20 protein-coding genes are annotated in these 20,132 nt (G+C 67.3%); 7 read left to right on the top strand and 13 right to left on the bottom strand.

The features are described 5' to 3' along the window. Positions 1-10: 10 nt before the first annotated feature. Positions 11-2,266: a catalase/peroxidase HPI gene (gene katG / locus H977_RS0120110; RefSeq protein WP_029109546.1), complete on the bottom strand. Its 2,256-nt coding sequence runs from the start codon at positions 2,264-2,266 to the stop codon at positions 11-13. A 36-nt stretch (positions 2,267-2,302) separates the two neighbouring features. Further along, the gene (locus tag H977_RS0120105; RefSeq protein ID WP_029109545.1) at positions 2,303-2,734 is read right to left on the bottom strand and encodes a Fur family transcriptional regulator; all 432 of its coding nucleotides are present in this window, start codon (positions 2,732-2,734) and stop codon (positions 2,303-2,305) included. 173 nt (positions 2,735-2,907) lie between these two features. Between H977_RS0120105 and H977_RS33550 the strand changes: the two genes are divergently transcribed. From H977_RS33550 to H977_RS0120085, 4 genes are all read left to right on the top strand, one after another. Continuing rightward, positions 2,908-3,546, top strand: a complete 639-nt coding sequence (locus tag H977_RS33550) for an FKBP-type peptidyl-prolyl cis-trans isomerase (protein ID WP_029109544.1) — start codon at positions 2,908-2,910, stop codon at positions 3,544-3,546. Between the two features lie 48 nt (positions 3,547-3,594). Beyond that, positions 3,595-4,200 carry a class I SAM-dependent methyltransferase gene (locus H977_RS0120095; protein WP_029109543.1) on the top strand — a complete coding sequence of 202 codons (606 nt, stop codon included), beginning with the start codon at positions 3,595-3,597 and terminating at the stop codon, positions 4,198-4,200. A 148-nt stretch (positions 4,201-4,348) separates the two neighbouring features. Continuing rightward, complete coding sequence (locus H977_RS33545; protein WP_036476481.1) at positions 4,349-4,786, top strand: hypothetical protein; 438 nt, start codon at positions 4,349-4,351, stop codon at positions 4,784-4,786. Positions 4,787-4,795: 9 nt separating this feature from the next. Continuing rightward, on the top strand, positions 4,796-6,157 hold the full coding sequence (locus H977_RS0120085) for a TIGR01777 family oxidoreductase (RefSeq protein ID WP_029109542.1): 1,362 nt from the start codon (positions 4,796-4,798) through the stop codon (positions 6,155-6,157). Here the strand turns inward: H977_RS0120085 and H977_RS0120080 are convergent. Then, on the bottom strand, positions 6,147-6,713 hold the full coding sequence (locus H977_RS0120080; protein WP_036476549.1) for a hypothetical protein: 567 nt from the start codon (positions 6,711-6,713) through the stop codon (positions 6,147-6,149). The two genes, H977_RS0120085 and H977_RS0120080, sit on opposite strands and share 11 nt — an antisense overlap. Positions 6,714-6,878: 165 nt before the next feature. On the opposite strand from H977_RS0120080, the gene H977_RS0120075 reads away from it, so the two are divergent. Then, entirely contained in the window at positions 6,879-8,096 is a 1,218-nt protein-coding gene (locus H977_RS0120075; protein ID WP_029109540.1) for an NAD(P)/FAD-dependent oxidoreductase, read from the top strand. 26 nt (positions 8,097-8,122) lie between these two features. Here the strand turns inward: H977_RS0120075 and H977_RS0120070 are convergent, their stop codons facing one another. The 3 genes from H977_RS0120070 to H977_RS0120060 are packed head-to-tail and all read right to left on the bottom strand — an operon-like array spanning position 8,123 to position 11,075. Next, on the bottom strand, positions 8,123-9,472 hold the full coding sequence (locus H977_RS0120070) for an NAD(P)/FAD-dependent oxidoreductase (protein ID WP_155946741.1): 1,350 nt from the start codon (positions 9,470-9,472) through the stop codon (positions 8,123-8,125). A gap of 25 nt (positions 9,473-9,497) precedes the next feature. Continuing rightward, a complete protein-coding gene (locus H977_RS0120065; RefSeq protein ID WP_029109538.1) occupies positions 9,498-10,667 on the bottom strand; it encodes an RNA polymerase sigma factor in 1,170 nt (389 codons plus the stop codon). Next, positions 10,668-11,075, bottom strand: a complete 408-nt coding sequence (locus H977_RS0120060; RefSeq protein WP_029109537.1) for a YciI family protein — start codon at positions 11,073-11,075, stop codon at positions 10,668-10,670. Between the two features lie 246 nt (positions 11,076-11,321). On the opposite strand from H977_RS0120060, the gene H977_RS0120055 reads away from it, so the two are divergent. Further along, the gene (locus H977_RS0120055) at positions 11,322-11,552 is read left to right on the top strand and encodes a hypothetical protein (RefSeq protein ID WP_502691186.1); all 231 of its coding nucleotides are present in this window, start codon (positions 11,322-11,324) and stop codon (positions 11,550-11,552) included. A 24-nt stretch (positions 11,553-11,576) separates the two neighbouring features. After that, on the top strand, positions 11,577-12,425 hold the full coding sequence (locus H977_RS0120050; protein ID WP_029109535.1) for an SMP-30/gluconolactonase/LRE family protein: 849 nt from the start codon (positions 11,577-11,579) through the stop codon (positions 12,423-12,425). Positions 12,426-12,433: 8 nt separating this feature from the next. Here the strand turns inward: H977_RS0120050 and H977_RS0120045 are convergent, their stop codons facing one another. The 7 genes from H977_RS0120045 to H977_RS0120015 all read right to left on the bottom strand — a co-directional run bounded on the left by H977_RS0120045 (position 12,434) and on the right by H977_RS0120015 (position 20,124). After that, positions 12,434-13,990, bottom strand: a complete 1,557-nt coding sequence (locus H977_RS0120045; protein ID WP_029109534.1) for a threonine/serine exporter family protein — start codon at positions 13,988-13,990, stop codon at positions 12,434-12,436. Between the two features lie 63 nt (positions 13,991-14,053). Next, positions 14,054-14,710: a class I SAM-dependent methyltransferase family protein gene (locus tag H977_RS0120040; RefSeq protein ID WP_029109533.1), complete on the bottom strand. Its 657-nt coding sequence runs from the start codon at positions 14,708-14,710 to the stop codon at positions 14,054-14,056. 214 nt (positions 14,711-14,924) lie between these two features. Next, positions 14,925-15,800, bottom strand: a complete 876-nt coding sequence (locus tag H977_RS0120035; RefSeq protein ID WP_502691189.1) for a CE1 family esterase — start codon at positions 15,798-15,800, stop codon at positions 14,925-14,927. 226 nt (positions 15,801-16,026) lie between these two features. Beyond that, on the bottom strand, positions 16,027-17,040 hold the full coding sequence (locus tag H977_RS0120030; protein ID WP_029109531.1) for an alcohol dehydrogenase catalytic domain-containing protein: 1,014 nt from the start codon (positions 17,038-17,040) through the stop codon (positions 16,027-16,029). Between the two features lie 73 nt (positions 17,041-17,113). After that, positions 17,114-17,770 (bottom strand): maleylpyruvate isomerase N-terminal domain-containing protein, encoded by a 657-nt coding sequence (locus tag H977_RS0120025; RefSeq protein WP_029109530.1) that lies wholly within the window; start codon positions 17,768-17,770, stop codon positions 17,114-17,116. Between the two features lie 9 nt (positions 17,771-17,779). After that, the gene (gene cynS, locus H977_RS0120020) at positions 17,780-18,247 is read right to left on the bottom strand and encodes a cyanase (protein ID WP_029109529.1); all 468 of its coding nucleotides are present in this window, start codon (positions 18,245-18,247) and stop codon (positions 17,780-17,782) included. 26 nt (positions 18,248-18,273) lie between these two features. After that, entirely contained in the window at positions 18,274-20,124 is a 1,851-nt protein-coding gene (locus H977_RS0120015) for a fatty acyl-AMP ligase (RefSeq protein ID WP_029109528.1), read from the bottom strand. Between the last annotated feature and the right edge of the window lie 8 nt (positions 20,125-20,132).

Raw genomic sequence — 20,132 nt, 5'->3', positions numbered from 1 at the left:
TCCGCTCGGCTCAGTCCAGGTCAAAACGATCGTTGTTCATCACCTTGACCCAGGCCGTCACGAAGTCCTCGACGAACTTGCCCTTGTTGTCCTCCTGCGCATAGACCTCGGCGACAGCGCGCAACACCGAATTCGAGCCGAACACAAGGTCATTGGCCGTAGCAGTCCACCTTATTTGACCGGACGCGCGATCTCGGCCTTCGTACACGTTCTCGGTGGTCTCCGAAGGCTTCCACTCGGTACTCATGTCGAGAAGGTTGACGAAGAAGTCGTTGGACAACGCACCGGCGTTCTGGGTGAACACACCATGCTTATTGCCACCATGGTTGGCGCCCAACGCACGCAGCCCGCCGACGAGGACGGTCATCTCCGGTGCGGTCAGGTTGAGGAAGTACGCCTTGTCCACCAGCAACTGCTCGAGTTGCGCCTTCTCACCCGGGCGTGCGAAGTTGCGGAACCCATCGGCCTGCGGTTCGAGCACCGCGAACGACTCGACGTCGGTGTTCTCCTGTGAGGCATCGGTGCGACCCGGGACGAAGTGCACTTTGACCTCGTATCCGCCGTCTCGAGCGGCCTTTTCGACCGCGGCGGAGCCGGCCAGAACGATGAGGTCGGCCAGCGAGATCTTCTTGCCGCCGGATGCGGAGGCATTGAAGTCCTGCTGGATCCGCTCCAGCACCGGAAGCACCTTGTCCAGCTCGGACGGTTCGTTGACCTCCCAGTTGCGTTGAGGCTGCAGGCGCAGCCGACCCCCGTTGGCACCACCGCGCTTGTCGGTGCCCCGGAAGCTCGAAGCCGCCGACCAGGCCGTCTTCACCAGTTGCTGCACCGACAGGCCGGACTCGAGCACCTTGCCCTTCAGCGTCGCGATGTCCTGCTCGTCGACCAGCGGATGGTCCACATCGGGCACCGGGTCCTGCCACAGCTGCGGTTCGGGTATCCACGGGCCGAGGTAGCGGCTGATCGGACCCATGTCGCGGTGCAGCAGCTTGTACCAGGCCTTGGCGAATGCCTCGTTGAGCTCTTCGGGATGCTCCAGCCAGCGCCGCGTGATCGGGCCGTAGATGGGATCGACCCGCATCGAGACGTCCGTGACGAGCATCGTCGGCTTGCGCGGTGGCCCGCCGAACGGGTCGGGAATGATGGGCTCCGCGTCCTTGGCCTCGAATTGCCAAGCGCCACCAGGACTCTGGGTCAGCTCCCACTCGTAGCCATAGAGGATCTCCAGATAGCTGTTGCTCCACTTCGTCGGCGTCGTGGTCCAGACGACTTCCAGCCCGCTGGTGATGGTGTCGCCGGCCTTACCTGAGCCGAATGCGCATTTCCAACCAAGACCCTGCTGTTCGATGGGCGCGGCTTCCGGTTCGGGACCGACCAGGTCACCCGGGCCGGCGCCGTGCGTCTTTCCCAGCGTGTGGCCGCCGACGATCAGCGCCGCCGTCTCCTCGTCGTTCATCGCCATCCGGGCGAACGTCTCGCGGATGTCGTGGGCCGCCGCCAAAGGATCCGGCTTGCCTTCGGGCCCTTCGGGATTCACGTAGATGAGGCCCATCGTGGTGGCCCCGAACGGGTTGGCCAGCTTGCGATCGCTTTCGTTGGTACCGCCATATCTCTTGTCTGTGCCGAGCCAGGTGTCCTCCTGACCCCACAGGATCTCCTCCGGCTCCCAGATGTCCTCGCGGCCGAACGCGAAGCCGAAGGTCTTGAATCCGGCCGACTCCAGAGCAACATTGCCGGCGAAGATGATCAGATCGGCCCAGGAGACCTGGTTGCCATACTTCTGCTTGATCGGCCAGAGCAGCCGGCGCGCCTTGTCCAGGCTCACGTTGTCCGGCCAACTGTTGATCGGCGCGAATCGTTGCGCGCCCTGGCCTCCGCCGCCACGGCCGTCGAAGATGCGGTACGTCCCGGCGGCATGCCAGCTCATCCGGATGAACAGCCCGGCGTAGCTGCCATAGTCGGCCGGCCACCAGTCCTGCGACGACGTCATCAGCTCCAGCATGTCCGACCGCAGCGCGTCGACGTCGAGCTTCTGGAACTCCACGCCGTAGTTGAAATCCGCACCCAGCGGGTTCGCCTCGGCCGGATGCCGGTGCAGTCTCGTCACATCGACTTGATCGGGCCACCAGTCCTGATTGGTCAGTGGTGCATGAGCCTTGGGCTTGGGTGACTCGATGACCGGGTTCTCCGACTCGCTGTGGCTGTGAGTTTCGGTATCGGCGTGGGGTGGACGGGCGTCGGAGGTATCGGAGCTGTTCGGAGGCATTACATTCCCTTTCATCGTTGACTGACGGGGTTGCCGTCAAGTACTTCGAGAGCGTGAACAGTCAGGACATTGACCCCAATAGATGACCTCGGCTTCATCGATGGCAAAGCCGTTGTCGTCGGATGCGGTCAGGCACGGCGCATCGCCCACGGCGCAGTCCACATCGGCGATGACACCGCACGATCGGCACACGACATGGTGGTGGTTGTCGCCGACCCGCGTCTCATAGCGGGCCACCGATCCGGTCGGCTGTATGCGACGTACCAAGCCGGTCGCGGTCAGCGCATTGAGCGCGTCATACACGGTCTGGTGCGAGATATCGGGGAGCTGGACGCGGGCCGCTCGGATGACCAGGTCGGTTTCGGCGTGTGGATGCTTGTTCACCGCGTCGAGCACCGCCAGCCGGGGGCGGGTGACGCGGAGCCCGGCCGAACGCAACATGCCTGTGAAGTCGAGGCATTCAGCCATCACCTCGAGTGTGGCGGCTAAGTTGGAAGGTATCAAGGTTCTGGCCAAACTCACTGCAGTACAACACCTCTGATCGGCGCACCCCACGCGACCCGTCAGGTTCGTCGCGCAACCCCGCACCGCGGCGCCAGCCGTGGGCAGTCCCCGGCCGACGCGGCTGTAGCGTGACGGGGATGAACTCCTTTCGCGTGCCTTCCTCGTTTGTGCTCGTGGCCTGTGCCGCGTCGTTGACCATGGCGCTTGCCGCGTGCGGCTCGGACACGGAAACCTCCTCGGCCACATCCTCGGCGAGCACGCCGTCGGTGGCCGATGCACTCACTCCGTCCATCGCCGAGACGGCCACCGAGGCCAGCACATGCCCGACGGCAGCGCCACAGAACGCCGGCACTCCCGAATGGACGCTGTCCGGGGCGAGCGGCAACGTCGCGGTCACCGGCTCCACCGACACCGCGGCTCCGGTGGTCAAGGTGACCGGGCCGTTCAGCGTGGCCGAGACCCAGGTGCACACCCTCAAGGCCGGTGACGGTCCGGTCGTCTCACCGTCGGCCAACGTCACGGTCTGCTACATGGGCGTCAACGGACGCGACGGATCGGTGTTCGACAGCAGCTACGAACGCGGCGAGCCGGTCGACTTCCCGCTCAATGGCGTGGTGCCCGGCTTCCAGAAGGCCATTTCGGGACAGAAAGTCGGATCCACCGTGGCGGTCGCGATGACCTCGGCCGACGGCTATCCCGAGGGCGAGCCCGCCGCCGGTATCCAGGCGGGCGATTCGCTGATCTTCGCGATCAAGATCCTCGACGCCCAGGGCTGACCTACACCGCCAACCCGGAGCCCGGTCCACGCTTGCGACAATGCTCATATGGTCGAGCCGAGCATGTGGATGCAGAAAGTCGCGGCCGATCCCGGCCACTCGCACTGGTACATCGAACGCTTTCGCGCGTTGGAGCGAGCCGGCGAGGACCTGGCCGGCGAAGCTCGTCTTGTGGACGCGATGGCGCCGCGCAACGCCCGCATCCTGGATGCCGGCTGCGGTCCCGGGCGGGTGGGCGCATATCTGGCCGGCGCCGGGCACCAGGTGGTCGGCGTCGACGTGGACCCGGTACTGATCGAGGCGGCCGAGAACGATCATCCTGGGCCCCGGTGGCTCGTCGGCGACCTGGCCGAACTCGACCTGCCGGCGCGCGGCATCGCCGACCCGTTCGACATCATCGTCTCCGCGGGCAACGTGATGACGTTCCTCGCCCCCAGCACCCGGGTGCTGGTGCTCGGGCGGCTGCGCGCCCACCTCGCCGACGACGGCCGAGCGGTGATCGGATTCGGCGCCGGCCGCGAGTACGGGTTCGATCAGTTCCTCGACGACGCGGCAACGGCCGGATTGGTTCCGGATCAATTGCTGTCCACCTGGGATGTTCGTCCGTTCACCGAAAGCTCGGACTTCCTCGTCGCGATCCTCCGTCCGGCCTAGCTCCCCCACAGCCTTTACGGACGCGGCCTTTACGGACACAGGCCGAGCCGGTTTACCCGGTCCCATGGACATTCCCGCGATCTTCGGCATTGCCCTGGGCCGCGAGGCGATCTACTATCGGTTGTAGTAGTTCGTCGATGGGGGTCATATGACGGCACCGAACGATGTTGCGGCTCACCGCTTTCTGCGTATCACCGCGTGGATGTTCCTGCTCGGCTGGGGGCTACACGTGGCCGATCATCTGCGGCGAGGAATGTCTGCATCCCCGACCTTCATCATGGCCGGCGGAATGGTTCAGGGCGTGGTCGTCGTCATCGCGATCACCATGGCATTGCGCAGCATTCCACGGGCTCCCGAAGCGGCGGTCTTCGCCGGCGTCGGAAGCGCACTCGTGTTCAGCTATGCGCACCTGCTGCCGAGTTTCTGGCCGGCCTTCCAGGACAGCTTCATCAGCGGACCACGCATCAATGTCACGTGGTTCTCCTGGGTGACAGCCCTTTCTGAGATCGGGACCGGACTGCTGTTCGCCTACGCGGGCGCACGAGCGAGAAACGCGCGGCCCCTGTCCGTCCCGAATCGCGGGTAACGTCGGTCGATGGGATTGGTGTACTCCAGCGTCGTCGGCGCCCCGATTGAAGAAGTCTTTGCCTGGCACGCCCGGCCCGGCGCGTTCGCCAGGCTGTCGCCGCCATGGCAACCCATGCACCTCAGAACCGAGGCGTCCTCACTGCGGGACGGCCGCGCCGAGCTCGCCCTGCCCGGCGGTTTGCGTTGGGTGGCCCAGCACCAGGCCGACGCCTACGATCCGCCACGGCGCTTCGTCGACAAGGTCGCCGCCGGCGCACCCGCCTCGTTGCCGGCGGCGCTGGCGGTGCGCTGGAAGCACATACATGACTTCGAAGCCATCGACGCGACCCACACCCGTATGACCGACCGGGTGGAAACCCCGATTCCCGGGCGGTTACTGCGTCCGATGTTCGCTTATCGCCACCGTCAGCTGGTCGATGACCTCGCCGCCCATCAACTGGCCCGGACGCATGGCTTGAAACCGCTGACCGTAGCCGTCACCGGAGCTTCCGGACTCGTCGGTTCGGCATTGTCAGCTTTCTTGAGCACCGGAGGTCATCAGGTCATCCGCCTGGTACGCCACCCATCGACCAAACTCGATGAGCGCCAATGGAATCCGAACGATCCCGATCCGCATCTGCTGGACGGCGTCGATGCTGTCATCCACCTGGCCGGAGCGTCGATCGCCGGCCGGTTCACCGACAAACACCGCCAGGCCATTCGCGACAGCCGCATCGCGCCGACCCGCCGGCTCGCCGAGATCGCCGCGCATGCCGACGCTGGACCACAAGTCCTGATCAGCGCCTCGGCGGTCGGCTTCTACGGCTACGACCGCGGCGACGAGGTACTCACCGAGTCGAGCGAACGCGGCGATGGTTTCCTGGCCGACGTCGTGGCCGGATGGGAGGACGCACTGGCACCGGCCGCGGATTCGGGTGTGCGTGTGGTGCGTGTCCGCACGGGCATCGTGCAGTCACCGAGCGGTGGCACCCTGCGACTGCTGCGGCCATTGTTCGCGGCCGGGCTCGGCGGGCGTATCGGTGACGGGCAGCAGTGGTTGCCCTGGATCGGAATCGACGACCTGGTCGACATCTATCACCGTGCGCTGTGGGACAGCCAGTTGTCGGGGCCGGTCAACGCCGTGGCACCGCAGCCGGTACGCAACTCTGAGTACACCGACACGCTCGGTCACGTGTTGAGCCGCCCGACGATTCTGCCGGTACCGACGCTGGGGCCTCGGTTACTGCTGGGCGACCAGGGTGCTCGCGAACTGGCCTGCGCCAGCCAACGCGCAGTCCCCGCGGTGCTCACCGCCGCCGAACACCGCTTCCGCCATCCCGACCTGGATCAGGCGCTACGCCACGTATTGGGACGCGCGGTCACGGCGTAGGCGCCGCCGGAGGCGCGGCAGCTGCGGCCGGCCCACCCGGAGAGTGGAACTCGTAGCCGGGAGGCGGCGGACCGTTCAACGGGTAGTACCCGGGCGGCAGCGCTGGGCCCGCCGGTCCGGTGCCGGGCGCCGGTGCCGTGACCGGTGTCTCCGAGCCCGGAGCATTGATCGATCGGTAGCCGGGCGGCAGGGGCGGCGGCGGTCCGGCACCCGGTGGCGGCGCAACACCACCCTCGGGCATTCCCCCGTCGCCCTGGAATCCACCCGGATCGCGCGCTTGATGCCACAGATCCCTCAATGTGCCGATCGGACCCGATCCGTACTGGCCCGAGCCGTACACGGGATTGGCGATCTCGGGCACCTGCGGCGGACCGGCCGGGGCCGGCGGCGGCGGTGCTGCCACCGCGGGATCCGCCGGTGCAGGCGGAGGATCAGGAAGGACGGGGTCGGCGGCTGCCTGACCGGGACTGGTCAGCACGGCTCCGACGATGCTCAACCCGGCGATCGCGAGCTTCGCACCCTTGGCTGAGACTGTGGCGCGGCGCGCTTCGGTCATCAATCCGGCAGTCCTCTCTGTTACCTCGGCCGACACGCCTGCATCGGGGAGCAGGATCAGCCAGGACGAGCACTGTGCATCGTCGCACACTGCGCCGAATGAAGCGCGGGCTCGCGCGCGGCGATACTGGCGACCACGACGTGTCTCGCATGGCACGCTGAATCGGTGGGCCGCGTTCTGATCGTCGGATCGGGTTTCGCCGGGTTGTGGGCAGCGCTTGCCGCGGCCAGACGGGTCCACGAGATCGGATCGGAAGCCACCGCGGTGGAGATCACGGTCATCAGCGACCGGCCCTTCCACGACATCCGGGTGCGCAACTACGAAACCGACCTCTCGGCATGTCGGATCCCACTGGAGACACTGCTCGATCCCGTGGGCGTCGGTCACATCGTCGCCGACGTCACCGCAATCGATGTCGAGGCCCGAACTGTCACCGCGCAGCAGGGCGGGCGAACGCTGGTTGTCGACTATGACCGACTGGTGCTGGCGGCAGGCAGCCGGGTCGTGCGGCCGAATGTCCCCGGCCTTGCCGAGTTCGGTTTCGACGTCGACACATTCGACGGCGCCGCCCGGCTGGCCGCTCATCTGGACATCGTGACCGCCGATCCCCAGACGGCGGGCGCCTGCACCGTCGTCGTGGTCGGGGCGGGGCTCACCGGCATCGAGACCGCATGCGAACTCCCGGCGCGGCTCGCCACGATGTGCACCGGCACCGTCACGCCTCGAGTTCTGCTGGTCGATCACAACGCCCAGGTGGGATCGGATATGGGTGAATCGGCGCGCCCGGTGATCGAAACCGCGTTGGCCGAGAACGGGGTCGAGGTCATGACCGGGGTCAGCGTCGACGCCGTCGACATCGGTGCGGTCACGCTCTCATCGGGCGACATGGTGCCCACCGCGACCGTCGTGTGGTGCGCGGGAATGCGGGCCAACCCTCTGACAGCGCAGTTCGCGGGGACGCTGGACCGGTTCGGCCGGCTGGCCGTCGACGACTTCCTACGGGTCGACGGTGCACCCGGAGTTTTCGCGGCAGGCGATGTGGCCGCGGCGAGGGTGGATGACGGTCATCTGTCCGTGATGTCGTGTCAGCACGGCAGGCCGATGGGTCGGTACGCCGGGTACAACGTGATCGGCGACATTCTCGGCCTGCCCATGCGTGCGCTTCGAATCCCTTGGTATGTCACCGTTCTCGATCTGGGTCCGGCCGGAGCGGTCTACACCGAGGGCTGGGACCGGCGCGTCGTCGCGACCGGGACGGTGGCCAAGACCACGAAGAAGACCATCAACACCGAACGGATCTATCCACCGCTCACCGGTGACCGGAAGGCCTTGCTCGCCGCAGCCGCACCCGACCTTGAGGCCAGGCCGGAGCGAGACGGATAACCGCTGACTCGACGCCGGCCAGATGCTCAGGCTTTGTCGCGCTCCTCAGGCGAATCGGGTGGCGGTGTCAGCGCGTCCCAGGTCGTCCAGGTGTAACGCTGCTCGGGAAGACCTGAGGCGCCGAGCAGAAATGCCCGGTGCGAGCGGCTGGCGCGCGCGATGGTGACCAGCCAGGTGCCGACCGTGCTGAGCCGGTTGCGGATTCCAGCCAGGAACGCGATGTGAATGAAACCCCACGCCAGCCAACCGAAAAACCCGGCCATCCTGATCGGGCCGACTTGCAGAAGTGCTTGCCCCCGGGCGATGTACGCCGCCGCCCCGAGGTCGCGGTAACGAAAGGGCTTTCGGGGCTTGCCCGCCAGTTCCCTGCGGATACACGAAGCGACGTGCAGGCCGCCCTGCATCGCATTCTCGGCAACACCGGGCAGGTTGTCGCGACCGGCCAGGTCCCCGATCACGAACACCTCGGGATATCCGGCCACCGAAAGGTCCGGCTCCACAGCGATTCTGCCGCTGCGGTCGGCATCGGCGCCCAGCACCTTGGCGACGTGCCGGGCGAACGGCACGGCCTCGACCCCGGCGGTCCACAACACGGTGCGTGCCACGTATCGCTCGTCGGGCCCTCCGGCTTTCGGGGTGACCGTCACCCCGTCCCGACCCACATCTGTCACGTGAACTCCCATGTGCAATTCGACGCCCAGCCGCTGCAGCGACCGTGTCGCCTTCTCCCCCAGCTCGGGACAGAACGCCTTGAGCACACGCTCGCCGCCGTCGAACAACAGCACTCTGGCTTCCTCGGGCTCGATGCTGTGAAACTCGTGCGCCAAAGTCCGGGTGGCCATCTCGCGGATCTGCCCGGCAAGCTCCACGCCGGTGGGCCCTCCACCGGCCACGGCGAATGTCAGCCAACCGTCGCGCTCGGGTCCCGGTGGCAGCGTCTCGGCGATTTCAAAGGCGGTGAAGACCCGCTGCCGGATGTGAAGCGCATCGTCGAGCGTCTTCATCCCCGGCGCCCATTGAGCGAAGTGCTCCTTGCCGAAGTAGGACTGCTGCATTCCCGCGGCCACGACGAGTACGTCGTAGTCGATGGTGAACGTCGTCTCGTCCGGCCGGCGAGCGGTCACCTGACGGGACCGAGGGTCGATGTCGACCGCTTCCCCGAGCAGGGTGGTGACATTGCGATGGCGGGCGAACTCCTCGCGCAGCGGACGACTGATCTGGCCGAAGCTCAGCGTCCCGGTGGCACATTGGTAGAGCAACGGCTGGAACAGGTGTCCGGCCGCCCGGTCGAGCAAGGTCACGTCGACGTCGACGCCGCCGAGGCGTCGCGCGCAGAACAGACCGCCGAATCCCCCGCCGATGATCAACACCCTCATCCGACTGTTGTCCACCCCTAGGAGGTTAGCCGTCGCCGGAGGAAATGCGACCGTGCAGGACAGACGCACGCAGCGTGAGATGGTTGCGTTCGGGAAGCGATTGCGCCTTGGCGGCGGCCTGAACATAGAGCTGTGCGGCGGTCGCGACGTCTCCCGCCCGCTCATGCAGATAGGCGGCCGCGGCCGTGTGACGCGGCAGCATCGGATCCAGTTCGGCGAGCGCCGCGAGGCCCGCGCGCGGACCGTCCGCCTCACCCACGGCGACCGCGCGGTTCAGGCGCACCACCGGACTGCCGGTGAGAGCGACGAGTTCGTCGTACCACTCGACGATCTGCACCCAGTCGGTCTCCTCGGCAGACGGCGCGTCGGCATGCAGCGCCGCGACAGCCGCCTGCGCCTGGTATTCGCCGAGCCGGTCCCGGGCCAGCGCGGCCTGCAGTATGTAGACGCCTTCGGCGATGAGGTCGCGCCGCCACAGTGTGCGGTCTTGATCCGCCAAGGGAACCAGAGTCCCGTCGGTTCGGGTGCGCGCCGGACGCCTGGCGTGGTGTAGGAGGAACAGCGCGAGCAGACCAGAAACTTCCGGGTCATCGGTGGTTCTGGCCAATTGGCGGGCCAGCCTGATGGCTTCGGCCGCCAGGTCGACGTCGCCGGTGTAGCCCTCGTTGAACACCAGATAGAGCACGCGCAGGACGGTGCCCAGGTCGCCGGGCCGATGCAGGCGCACCGCGCTGACGGTGCGCTTGGCCCGGCTGATCCGTTGCGCCATGGTCGATTCCGGCACCAGATACGCCTGCGCGATCTGGCGCGTGGTCAGGCCGCCGACCGCACGCAGCGTCAGCGCGACGGCCGACGACGGGGACAGCTTCGGATGTGCGCACAGGAAGTACAACTGCAATGTGTCGTCGTCCGCCGGGACCGGTCCGGCTGCCGGTTCGGTCCAGAACCGCGCCTCACGGTTGCGCCGCGCGACATCGGAGCGGGTGACGTCGAGGAAACGTCGCCATGCCGTGGTGACCAGCCAGCCCTTGGGATCGTCGGGTGGCTGGGCCGGCCAGGTTTCCCAGGCGCGGACCAGCGCCTCCTGCACGGCATCCTCGGCCGTCGCGAAGTCGGCCCCGCGGTGGACGAGGGCGGCCAGGACACCGGGAATCAGATCCCGCAACCGGGCCTCGTCCACCGCACCGGGCTCCATCTATTCGGTGACGGTCGGCGGGGCGGTCAGGAACGGACGGACCTCGAGCCACTCGTGGATGGGTCTGCCGCCCGCGCCGGGTGCCGCTGACAGTTCTCCTGCCAACTCCACGGCACGTTCGTAGGAGTCGACGTCGATGATCATCCAGCCCGCGATCAGATCCTTGGTTTCCGCGAACGGGCCGTCGGTCACCGGTGGCTTGCCGTCGCCGTCGTAGCGCACCCAGGCGCCCTCGGGAGCGAGTGCCTGGCTGTCGACGTACTCGCCGGTGCCCTTCAGGCGGTCCGCGAAGTCGTTCATGTACTGGATGTGGGCGTCGATCTCGGCCGGCGTCCACTGGTCCATCGGGATGTCGTTGACGGACGCGGGCGCGCCTCGGTAGTGCTTGAGAAACAGGTACTTCGCCATGGGATTCTCCCTTCAGTTCTGCGACCCTAGTTGGTCGCTCACCTCTGGGACGGAGCCGTCGCGGCGTTCTCGACATCGATCACGGAAAACTTTTCCGATCTCGGTGTCAGGCCACGTCGCGCGGGTTCAGGATGACCTGTGGGCCCCGACGCCGACCTCAAGTGCAGAATCAATCAATTCGTTTGGCTAAGCTTCGGGGTATCCAAGTTCTTCTCCAGTCGAGCACCGAGGTGGACATTCATGTTCATGAGCAAGGCAACCCTGGCGACCATCGCGGCTACGGGCGTGTTCGGGGCCGCCATCGGCCTGGGCACGGCCATCGCGAGTGCCGATCCCGATCCGAGCCTCCCGCCGCCGCCGAACGCGCCCAAGAAGCCCGCTGAGACCTGGCAGGGTCACCCGATGGTCTGGTGGAACCTGCCCGCGGGCGGCCACTGGGGCGTCTGGGTCAACGGCGACTTCCTCCCGTTCACCTGATCGGTAACCGGACCTGAGGGCCCGATGACATCGGTCGAGGCCATCGCCGCGGCCCCGTTCCTCGACGGGATCGTCTACGGCGAAGGGCCTCGCTGGCACGGTGACCGCCTGTGGTTCACCGACGGACTCGCCGGGCGGGTGTATTCGGCCGGTGAAGCCGGCGACCTCGCAATCGAGGTGGAACTCGCACGGGCCTCCGGGCTCGGCTGGCTTCCCGACGGAACTCTGGTGGTGTCAACGCTTTTCGCCGCCGAGCTGCACCACGTCGACGCCACCGGAAACGTCACCGCCTCGTACGACATCAGTGACGTCGCATGGTCCACCAATGATCTGCTGGTGGCCCCGGACGGCCGAACGTTCGTCGACCTCTACATCGCCGACGGCGGCACCATCGCCGGCGGCATCGGACTGGTCGGCGCCGACGGTGCGGTGCGGGTCGTCGCGCGCGGGCTGTCGATGCCCAACGGACTCGGCATGCTGCCCGACGGGTCGACCCTGGTGGTCAGCGAGACCCACGGGTCGCGACTGCTGGCCTTCACGGTCGGCCTCGACGGCGGCCTGGGTGACCCGACCGTCTTCGCCGAACTCGGTCCCGAGCGGCATCCCGACGGGTTGTGCATCGATGCCGCGGGCGGCGTGTGGGTCGGTTGCTATGACACCGGCGAGTTCCTGCGCGTGGTCGGCGGCGGTGAGATCACCCACCGCATCGAGATCGACCGCGGCTGGGCAGTCGCACCGGCGCTCGGCGGACACGACGGGCGAACGCTGTATCTCGTGGTGGACGACACGACCCATGAAGGCCTTCTGACCGGCTCATCGACGGGACGGATTCTGCAGGCGCGCGTCGGCGTTCCCGGGGTGGGATCGCCCTGACCGCCTGGTCAGTGGCCCTGTTCTTCGCTTTCGTCGGCGTCGTGCTCATCGGCAGGGGCCGCTTCCAACGGAACGCTTTCGCGTTGGACACCGACCGCCGGGGCGCTCTCGGCCGGTTGTAGCTGCACCACCTGGCCCACTGCCCGGCGCAGCCCTGGCGGCCCCTCTTTGCGGAAGAACTCACCGATGCGTCCCGCCCGGTACCGCAGTGGCGAACCGAGCAGCTCACCCATCACCACGCCGCTACCGAGTGCCAACGCCGTCGCGGCCGCGGTCAGCAGGTGCGCCAGGCCCTCACCGAACTTCTCATCCACGGCGAAGGCGAACACCGCCCAGAACACCGCGAGGCCCGGCAGCATCGGCATGATGCCGGCAGTCGCCGTCACCAGCGCCGGAGACTGCCGGCGAATGGAGATCAGTGTGGCCAGAAAACCGACACCGACTGCCGCGATCCCAGTGGCCGCCCACTGGCCGAACCCGGCGGTCCCCAGGCCGATCAGCGTCAGCTCGGCCAGCCCGGCCGCCAGCCCCGCGGTGGGTAGCGAGCGCAGTGGCGCATAGCTGGCCATGGTGAGGCACATCCCGGCCAGCGCGGCACCAAGTACCGCCAGGACGATCGGCAGTGCTCCTCTTGGTGTGATGAAGGTGCCCGCGGTGTTGACGTGCAGTTCGATCTCGACTCCCAGCAGCGTGGCGGCCTGCAGCGCGCCGGTGATGCCCACAACGATTCCCGCGGTGAGAAAAACCGCGTCACCGAGCCGCGCGACCGCGGTGACCATGTAACCGGTCAACGCATCCTGCACCGCACCGACGAGGGTCATGCCGGACAACAACAACACGATGCCGGTGGCGACCAGCGCACTGAGACCCTGACCGGCGTAGCGGTAAGCCGCCAGCGCGATCACCGTCGCGATCGCCGCCCCGACCGCATGCTGGAAGAAGAACGGCGTGCCGATTCGGTTCAGCAGACGGCCGACCCGGTCGATCAGCGCCGCGGTGAGGCTGGCGAGAAGGCAGGTCAGCCAGTTGCCGCCCAGCAGCATCGCGATGCCGAGCGCGAAACCTGCCCATCCGGCCGTCGCGAGCCACCGAGGGAACGGATGCGGGCTCTCGGTCAGCTCATCCATGGCCTCATGCGCCTCGTCGACGGTGATACCGCCGGAGGTGATCCGCCGCACCAAACGGTCGAGCTGGTCAAGCCGGGTGTAATCCGTCGACCGGGTCCGCACCGCGCGCATGATCGTGACCGGCGGACTGTCCGCCGTTGGCAGCGCCGAGACGATGATCGTCGCGACGGTGATGTCGACGACGCAGTCGGTGAGCCGGTAGGCCTGTGCGACGTCCTGGGCGGTGGCGACCACGTCGGCAGTACCCGAGCCCGACGACAGCATGACCTCGGCGAGCCGGATGGTGAGATCCAGAACCTTGCGGGTGTGTATGTCACCCATCCCCGCCGATGCGCGACTGCGCCGGCCGGCGACCGGTGCCGGATCGCGGCGTCCGCGCAGCGCGATACGCAACCCCCCGCGCAAGCGAGCCCTGCCGTTCAGGCCTTCCTCAGTCATCGTTCAAAAGCGTACTGACGAAAGGGCGGGTCCCGGTGGAACTACGCCCAGCCTGCGATGTCGTCAGCGGGCGCGGTCGGCTGCCCGGATCACATCGGAGCCGACAAAGTCGAATATCTGGGCACCGGACACCAACGGTTCGGACTGCCCGGTGAACCGATGAGCTCCGACGCCGTAGCTCACATCCGGTGACGACACCCAGATGAGATCGAATGCCCGCTCGTCAAACCAATTCAGGATCAAGGGAATCCGGTCCGGGTCGGTGCGCCCGCGAGTCCACAGCACCGTGGCGCCGGATTTGGCGAGCTGCGGGAAGAATCCGATCGTCCGCTCGATGTCGTCATCGGTGATGTTGCCGAAGATGCCGCAGGCCACCACGATGTCGGCCGGGACCAGGTCCGCATAGTGGTCGGTGCGGGAGGCGTCGCCGACCACCACCTCCACCCCGGTCAACCGGAGTCTGTCCACGGTCGCGGCGGCGACCTCGGCATTGCGGGGGTCCAGCTCGACCAGCCGCGCCCGGACGTCGCCGCGTCGCGGATGTTCGGCCAGCACCTCGAGCAGGTCTCGCCCCTGGCCCGCGCACAGGCTGACGATCCGCACCGGGCCTGCCGGAGCCACGTCCAGCGCTTGCCGGATCAAGTCCTGTACCGCGCGAAGCCGCTGTGCCAGCGCCGAATCGGGCCTGTCGTAATCGTCGTGCCAGCTGTGCCAGTCCACGGCCGGAACCTTATCGCCGCGATCCCCCTGAGTTCGGCCCACCGGCCGATGCCCCGGCCGGCGACTTGACGTGACCACCGGACGTCGTGAAGTGAATTTGTCTGTTAAACAACGGATTTCAGTGCAACTCGGTACGACCGCCGGACCTGCCCGCCAGTTAATCGCGACGTGATCGATATTGCCGGCTGGATCGCCCGCCGTACCGGGACAGCGACTATCTGCCGTGCGAGGCGAAGAACTGCCCGGACACGTCGGAGGCGTCGAAGGCTCGACTGGCCGCGCCAACGTTCTGGACCGGAAGGATGTCGGGCACCCCCGGCCACGTGTGTCCGCCGCCGTCGACTCGCATGAACACCACCGATGTACCGGCCGCACATCCATCGGAAGCGATGCGGTGGGTCTCGGTGCCGTCGCCAGTGCCGGGCAGCACCTCGTCAGACGGCGCCGGGCAACCGTTGATCTGGCGCCACCGGTCCACCATGGCCGGTCCGGACAGCACCGTGCTCCCTCCGCCACGGCCCGTCATCGGCCCTCCGTTGAACGGCACGATGGGATCCGCGGTCCCGTAGGTCGCGAGAACCGACACCGGCCGCGACGGGCTGCAACCGACATTCGTCCCGAGCGTGCCTGCGACCGGAGCGATCGCGGCGAACAGATCAGCCCGGTCGCACGCCAACCGGTTGGCCATGAAGCCGCCCGCCGACAGACCGGTGGCGAACACCCGGCCACGCGGGATGCCGTTCTCGGCCACGAGACGCTCGACGAGGGTCGAGATGAACCCCACGTCGTCGACACCCTGCCGGTCCGGCACCGAAGCGCCGCGTCCGTCGGCCCAGCTGTAGTCGATGCCATCGGGATAGACCACGGCGAACCCATTGGCGTCCGCAACCGCGTCGTAATGGGTCAGCGCCGCCTGCTCGGCACCGCTCGCGCCTGCGGCATGCAGATTGACCACCAGCCCCGAAGGTGCCCCTCCGGCCGGCAGGTGGAGCCGGTACGTGCGCATCATGCCGCCGAAGTCGATCTGCGCCGACGGCACGGGTGCAGCCGAGGCGGGCGTGGCACCGACCACGCACGACGACACGGCGATGAGCGCCGCGGATACCAATGTCCTGAGCCGCCTCGGCGTGAAATGCACCGGGGCAGAGTAAATGTCACGGACAAACGTGCGGACAACGCCACGTGGCCGCCTGGAGAAGATCCGCCCGGCAACCGTGTCCATCTGCTTCCCCGCCATCCCGGCCCCCACCGATTCGTCGTCCAGCAAACGAAGTACCGACGCTACCTGCTCGCGACGACCGGCGGGGTGAGATAGATCAGATCGTCAACACCATGCGGTAGCGCGCGTGCCCCTGTTCCATCGCCGCATACGCGCCCGCCGCATCGGCGAGCGGGCGCTCTTCGATGAGTGCGCGCACCCCCGACAGCACCGCGAAATGCATCGTCTCCTCGACATCACGCGCCGTCCCGGACGGATGCCCGGAGATCGTCAGCGCGGGCTGGATCAGTTGCACCGGACTGATCGGCAATGGATCGGCCGACACCCCGATCGCCACCAGCTCGCCACGCGGCGCCAACCCACCGACAGTCTCGGCCATGGCCTGCGAGTTGCCGACGGTGGCCAGAACGACTGCCGCGCCACCCAGATCACGCAGCGCCGCACTGACGTCCGCGGCCGTCGAGTCGATGAAATGCCTGGCCCCCAGCGAGCGGGCGTCGGCCTCCTTGCCGCGGCCACGGGCGATCGCAACCGTCTCGAAACCCATCGCATGGGCGAACTGCAGCCCGAGATGTCCCAGGCCGCCGACGCCGAGGACCGCGACCAGGTCCCCCGCGACCGCGCGGGTGTGGCGAAGGGCGTTGTAGGTTGTCACGCCGGCACACCCCATGGGAGCGGCCTCGGCGAAGGAGAGTTCGTCGGGGATCCGGGCAAGCGCATTGGCCGGCACCGTCACCGATTCCGCGTAGCCGCCCGGGTAATGCAGGCTCGGTATCTGGCCGATGTCACAGTGGATGAACAGTCCCTTGCGACATGGAATGCACACCCCGCAGTGGCCACCGAACCACCCGACCGCGACGCGGTCACCCACCGCGAAATCGGTGACACCGGCGCCGACTTCGGCGATCGTGCCTGCGATCTCGTGGCCCGGAGTCACCGGCCAGGTCATACCCGGGAACCCGCCGTTGACGATGGCCTGATCGGTGCCGCAGACCCCGCACGCGGCAACGGCCACCCGAACCTGGCCCCGATCCGGTGAGAGAGTTTGCGCGTCAACGAGTTCCAGGGCGCCACCCGAGGACTGGACGTGTACAGCTCGATGTGTAGACATGAGATCCTTACCGTCGCCGTCTGATGTCAGGTAATCATCGGCCGTCGGCAGCCCGCTTGGCCAGAGGCAACTCTCAGCCCAGCACGAACGGTAGCTGTGCCACCGTCGCGCCGAGTGCCGTCTTCTCCGAATCGGTCGGGATTCGCCGGCCGGTGCCCACCCGCAGTGCGTCGGCGTCGGCGAACGTCGCGGGAAACCGGACACCCGTGATGGCCTCGAACATCGCCCGAGACTCGGCAAGGCCTGTCGCGGGCGGGCCCGGCGTCGCAGGCAGGTGCGCGACGAGATCGAGGTGGTGCAGCGTCCATTCCAGAACGTAGGCATCCAGGTAGTCCCCGACGGTGAGCACCTGCTCCTTGGTCCCGACCCGCAGGTCGGGGTCGGCGAGTTCGGCCGCTCTCCCCGCAGCCGAACCCACGTCGTCGAAATGGAACGTGAGCAGCGCCGGATCCTCGTACGCCGCGGCCAGCCGGACGGTCAGCGCGTCGAGGGGATCCTCACCATTGGGAGGTGTGCCGGTGATCTCCCAGTAGGTCAGTGCGTCGCGGGTGGGGTCGGCGTGGGCCGGGGTGGCCAGCGTGATCAGCACATCTTGCGCGTCAATGATGAGGTGGCACACCAGATCCCGAATCAGCCATCCGGCACATCCGGACGGCTGACCGAAGTCGCCGGGTGCGAGTCCGGCCACCGCCGCACGCAGCGCGGCCCACGAATCCGAAAACTGGCCCACGACTGCAAACTAGCAGCGGACGACTCTCTCGGCCGCCGTCCAGTCGTACGGCAGGAACTTGCCGTCGAACGTCACCACCACTCGGTCACCGGCAGGGTGCGATTTACGCTGCACGTCGACGCTGAAGTTGATGGCGCTCATGATGCCGTCACCGAATTGTTCGTGGATGACTTCCTTGAGCGCACCGCCGTAGACCTGGAGCGCCTCGTAGAACCGGTAGATGGTGGGATCTGTCGGCACGGCCGTCGGCAATCCACCACGCATCGGCACCGCGGCCAGCACCGGAATCACCGACGCGTCCAATCCGAGCAGGTCCACGATGATCGTGCCGGCCTCGACCGGAACCGGATGCTGTCCGAGAAGCGCAGAAACCGTCCACACCACGGGTCTGTCGATGGCATCGGCCAGCTGCTGCCAGGTCAGGCCCTTGGTAAGGCGGGCTTCTACGATCGCGGCGGTGATCTCGTCTCTGCTCATATCAGCAGCATGCCCGCGGTGAGCGGTCACCGCACGCCCAATGCGCCCTCCAGATACTCACTGCGACATGCCAGCCGGGCCAACTTACCGCTGGTGGTCCGCGGAATGGCACCGGCCGGAAGGAACCGCAGATCAGCCACGGTCACACCGTGCCGTTCGGCCACCGCCGCACGGACGGCATCGTCGGCCTCCTGCGGGTCGGCCCGGCTGGTGCCGGCCGCACGCTCGGCGATCACCACCAGCTGGGCGCCATCTCCCTCGGCGGGCACCGTGAACGCCGTGACGTAGCCGCGCCGGACCAACGGGGAGGCCTCCGCCACCGTCGCCTCGATGTCCTGGGGATAGTGGCTGCGCCCGTCGATGCGCACCAAGTCCGCCATGCGACCCGTCACATACAACTGTCCCTCGAAATACACCCCGAGATCGCCGGTGCGGAGCCACCTGGCGTGCTCCGGCAGCCCGTCCGCGTGGCTGTCCGGGGCCAGGCGCGAATGCAATGACACCCCGAACGTCTTGCGCGTCTCTTCGGGCCTGCCCCAGTAGCCGCGACCGATGTTGTTGCCGTGCAACCAGATCTCGCCGACCTCACCATCGGGCACTTCCTCGGCGAGTGCGTCGGCGGTGGCCGGGTCGACGATCACCGCCCACAGGCTCCGGGCCGGGTGACCGCACGAAACATGTGCGACGGCTCCTTCGTCGCGGGCGTCCACGGCCACCGCTCGCCCGAGTCCGAGCTGCTCGCGGTCGAAGTAGACCACCGATGCCTGCTCGGCCGGAGCGATCGTCGAGATCAGCAGGGTCGCCTCGGCGATGCCGTAGGACGGTTTGAAGGCGGTCGGTGGCAGCCCGTACGGCGCGAACGTCTCGTTGAACGCCGTGATCACCTCAGGGATCACCGGCTCGGAACCGATGATCAGCACCACATTGCTCAGATCGATGTCCTCCCCCGCTGCGGGCACCCCGCGCTGGGCGGTCCACTCGTAGGCGAAGTTCGGTGCGGCCGTGATGACGCGGCCGTGTTTCGATGCGTCCGACATCGCCCGGATCCAACGCTGCGGACGACGGATGAACGCGGTCGGCGACATCAGCGTCGAGTGCCCGCCGTACACCGCGGGAAACCCGATCATGGACAGACCCATGTCGTGATAGAGCGGTAACCAGCTGAGGCCGTGGGTGTTTCGGTTCAGTAGGTCGATGGACAGGATCATCTGCAGCAGGTTGGTGCCCACCGCACGATGGGTGATCTCCACGCCGACCGGCGGACGCGTCGAGCCCGAGGTGTACTGCAGGTGAGAGACGTCGTCGGGATCGACCGGAATCGGAGCGAAACTGTCCCCCTCAGAATCGGGTATCTCATCGATGAGCTCCACCCGGGGACGTACGGCCTCCGGCATCTTCGCGAGGAACTCCTGCACCGCGGCATTTCCTGCGGCGGTGGTGAGCACCGTGGTCGGGCGCGAATCCAGCAGCGCGGTTTCGAGTCGTTCTGCGTGGCCCTGCAATTCGGGCGCGAACAGCGGTACCGCGATGTTTCCCGCCTTGATCGCGGCGAAGAAGCCGACGACGTAGTCGAGTCCCTGCGGCGCGAGGATCGCGACGCGGTCGCCGCGCACGGCAACCTGCTGGAGCCGTGCCGCGACAGCGCTGAGCCGAACCCCCAGCTGAGTCCAGGTCAGTTCGACGATCTCGTCCTCGCCGTGGCTGAAATCCAGGTATCGGTACGCAACCAGATCACCGACGTGAGCGATGTTGCGGTCGATCAGCGAAATCAGCGTGGTGCCCGGAGGCAGCACGATACCGCCGGCCTCATCGAGGCAGTCCTCGATACGGAGCAGGCCTGCCGGAGCCTCGTACTGAACCTGGGTGCCGCTGTCCATGACCGCAG

This window comes from Mycobacterium sp. URHD0025 (genome assembly GCF_000426065.1).
Taxonomy (GTDB): domain Bacteria; phylum Actinomycetota; class Actinomycetes; order Mycobacteriales; family Mycobacteriaceae; genus Mycobacterium.
Note: the sequence above shows the minus strand (reverse complement) of the source record. Positions and strands in the feature narration are given on the sequence as shown.

Bases quoted from the DNA above. Each gene is read 5' to 3' on its own strand.
- katG (WP_029109546.1), bottom strand. From the start codon at position 2,266: ATGCCTCCGAACAGCTCCGATACCTCCGACGCCCGTCCACCCCACGCC.
- H977_RS0120105 (WP_029109545.1), bottom strand. From the start codon at position 2,734: ATGGCTGAATGCCTCGACTTCACAGGCATGTTGCGTTCGGCCGGGCTC.
- H977_RS33550 (WP_029109544.1), top strand. From the start codon at position 2,908: ATGAACTCCTTTCGCGTGCCTTCCTCGTTTGTGCTCGTGGCCTGTGCC.
- H977_RS0120095 (WP_029109543.1), top strand. From the start codon at position 3,595: ATGGTCGAGCCGAGCATGTGGATGCAGAAAGTCGCGGCCGATCCCGGC.
- H977_RS33545 (WP_036476481.1), top strand. From the start codon at position 4,349: ATGACGGCACCGAACGATGTTGCGGCTCACCGCTTTCTGCGTATCACC.
- H977_RS0120085 (WP_029109542.1), top strand. From the start codon at position 4,796: ATGGGATTGGTGTACTCCAGCGTCGTCGGCGCCCCGATTGAAGAAGTC.
- H977_RS0120080 (WP_036476549.1), bottom strand. From the start codon at position 6,713: ATGACCGAAGCGCGCCGCGCCACAGTCTCAGCCAAGGGTGCGAAGCTC.
- H977_RS0120070 (WP_155946741.1), bottom strand. From the start codon at position 9,472: ATGAGGGTGTTGATCATCGGCGGGGGATTCGGCGGTCTGTTCTGCGCG.
- H977_RS0120065 (WP_029109538.1), bottom strand. From the start codon at position 10,667: ATGGAGCCCGGTGCGGTGGACGAGGCCCGGTTGCGGGATCTGATTCCC.
- H977_RS0120060 (WP_029109537.1), bottom strand. From the start codon at position 11,075: ATGGCGAAGTACCTGTTTCTCAAGCACTACCGAGGCGCGCCCGCGTCC.
- H977_RS0120055 (WP_502691186.1), top strand. From the start codon at position 11,322: ATGAGCAAGGCAACCCTGGCGACCATCGCGGCTACGGGCGTGTTCGGG.
- H977_RS0120050 (WP_029109535.1), top strand. From the start codon at position 11,577: ATGACATCGGTCGAGGCCATCGCCGCGGCCCCGTTCCTCGACGGGATC.
- H977_RS0120045 (WP_029109534.1), bottom strand. From the start codon at position 13,990: ATGACTGAGGAAGGCCTGAACGGCAGGGCTCGCTTGCGCGGGGGGTTG.
- H977_RS0120030 (WP_029109531.1), bottom strand. From the start codon at position 17,040: ATGTCTACACATCGAGCTGTACACGTCCAGTCCTCGGGTGGCGCCCTG.
- cynS (WP_029109529.1), bottom strand. From the start codon at position 18,247: ATGAGCAGAGACGAGATCACCGCCGCGATCGTAGAAGCCCGCCTTACC.
- H977_RS0120015 (WP_029109528.1), bottom strand. From the start codon at position 20,124: ATGGACAGCGGCACCCAGGTTCAGTACGAGGCTCCGGCAGGCCTGCTC.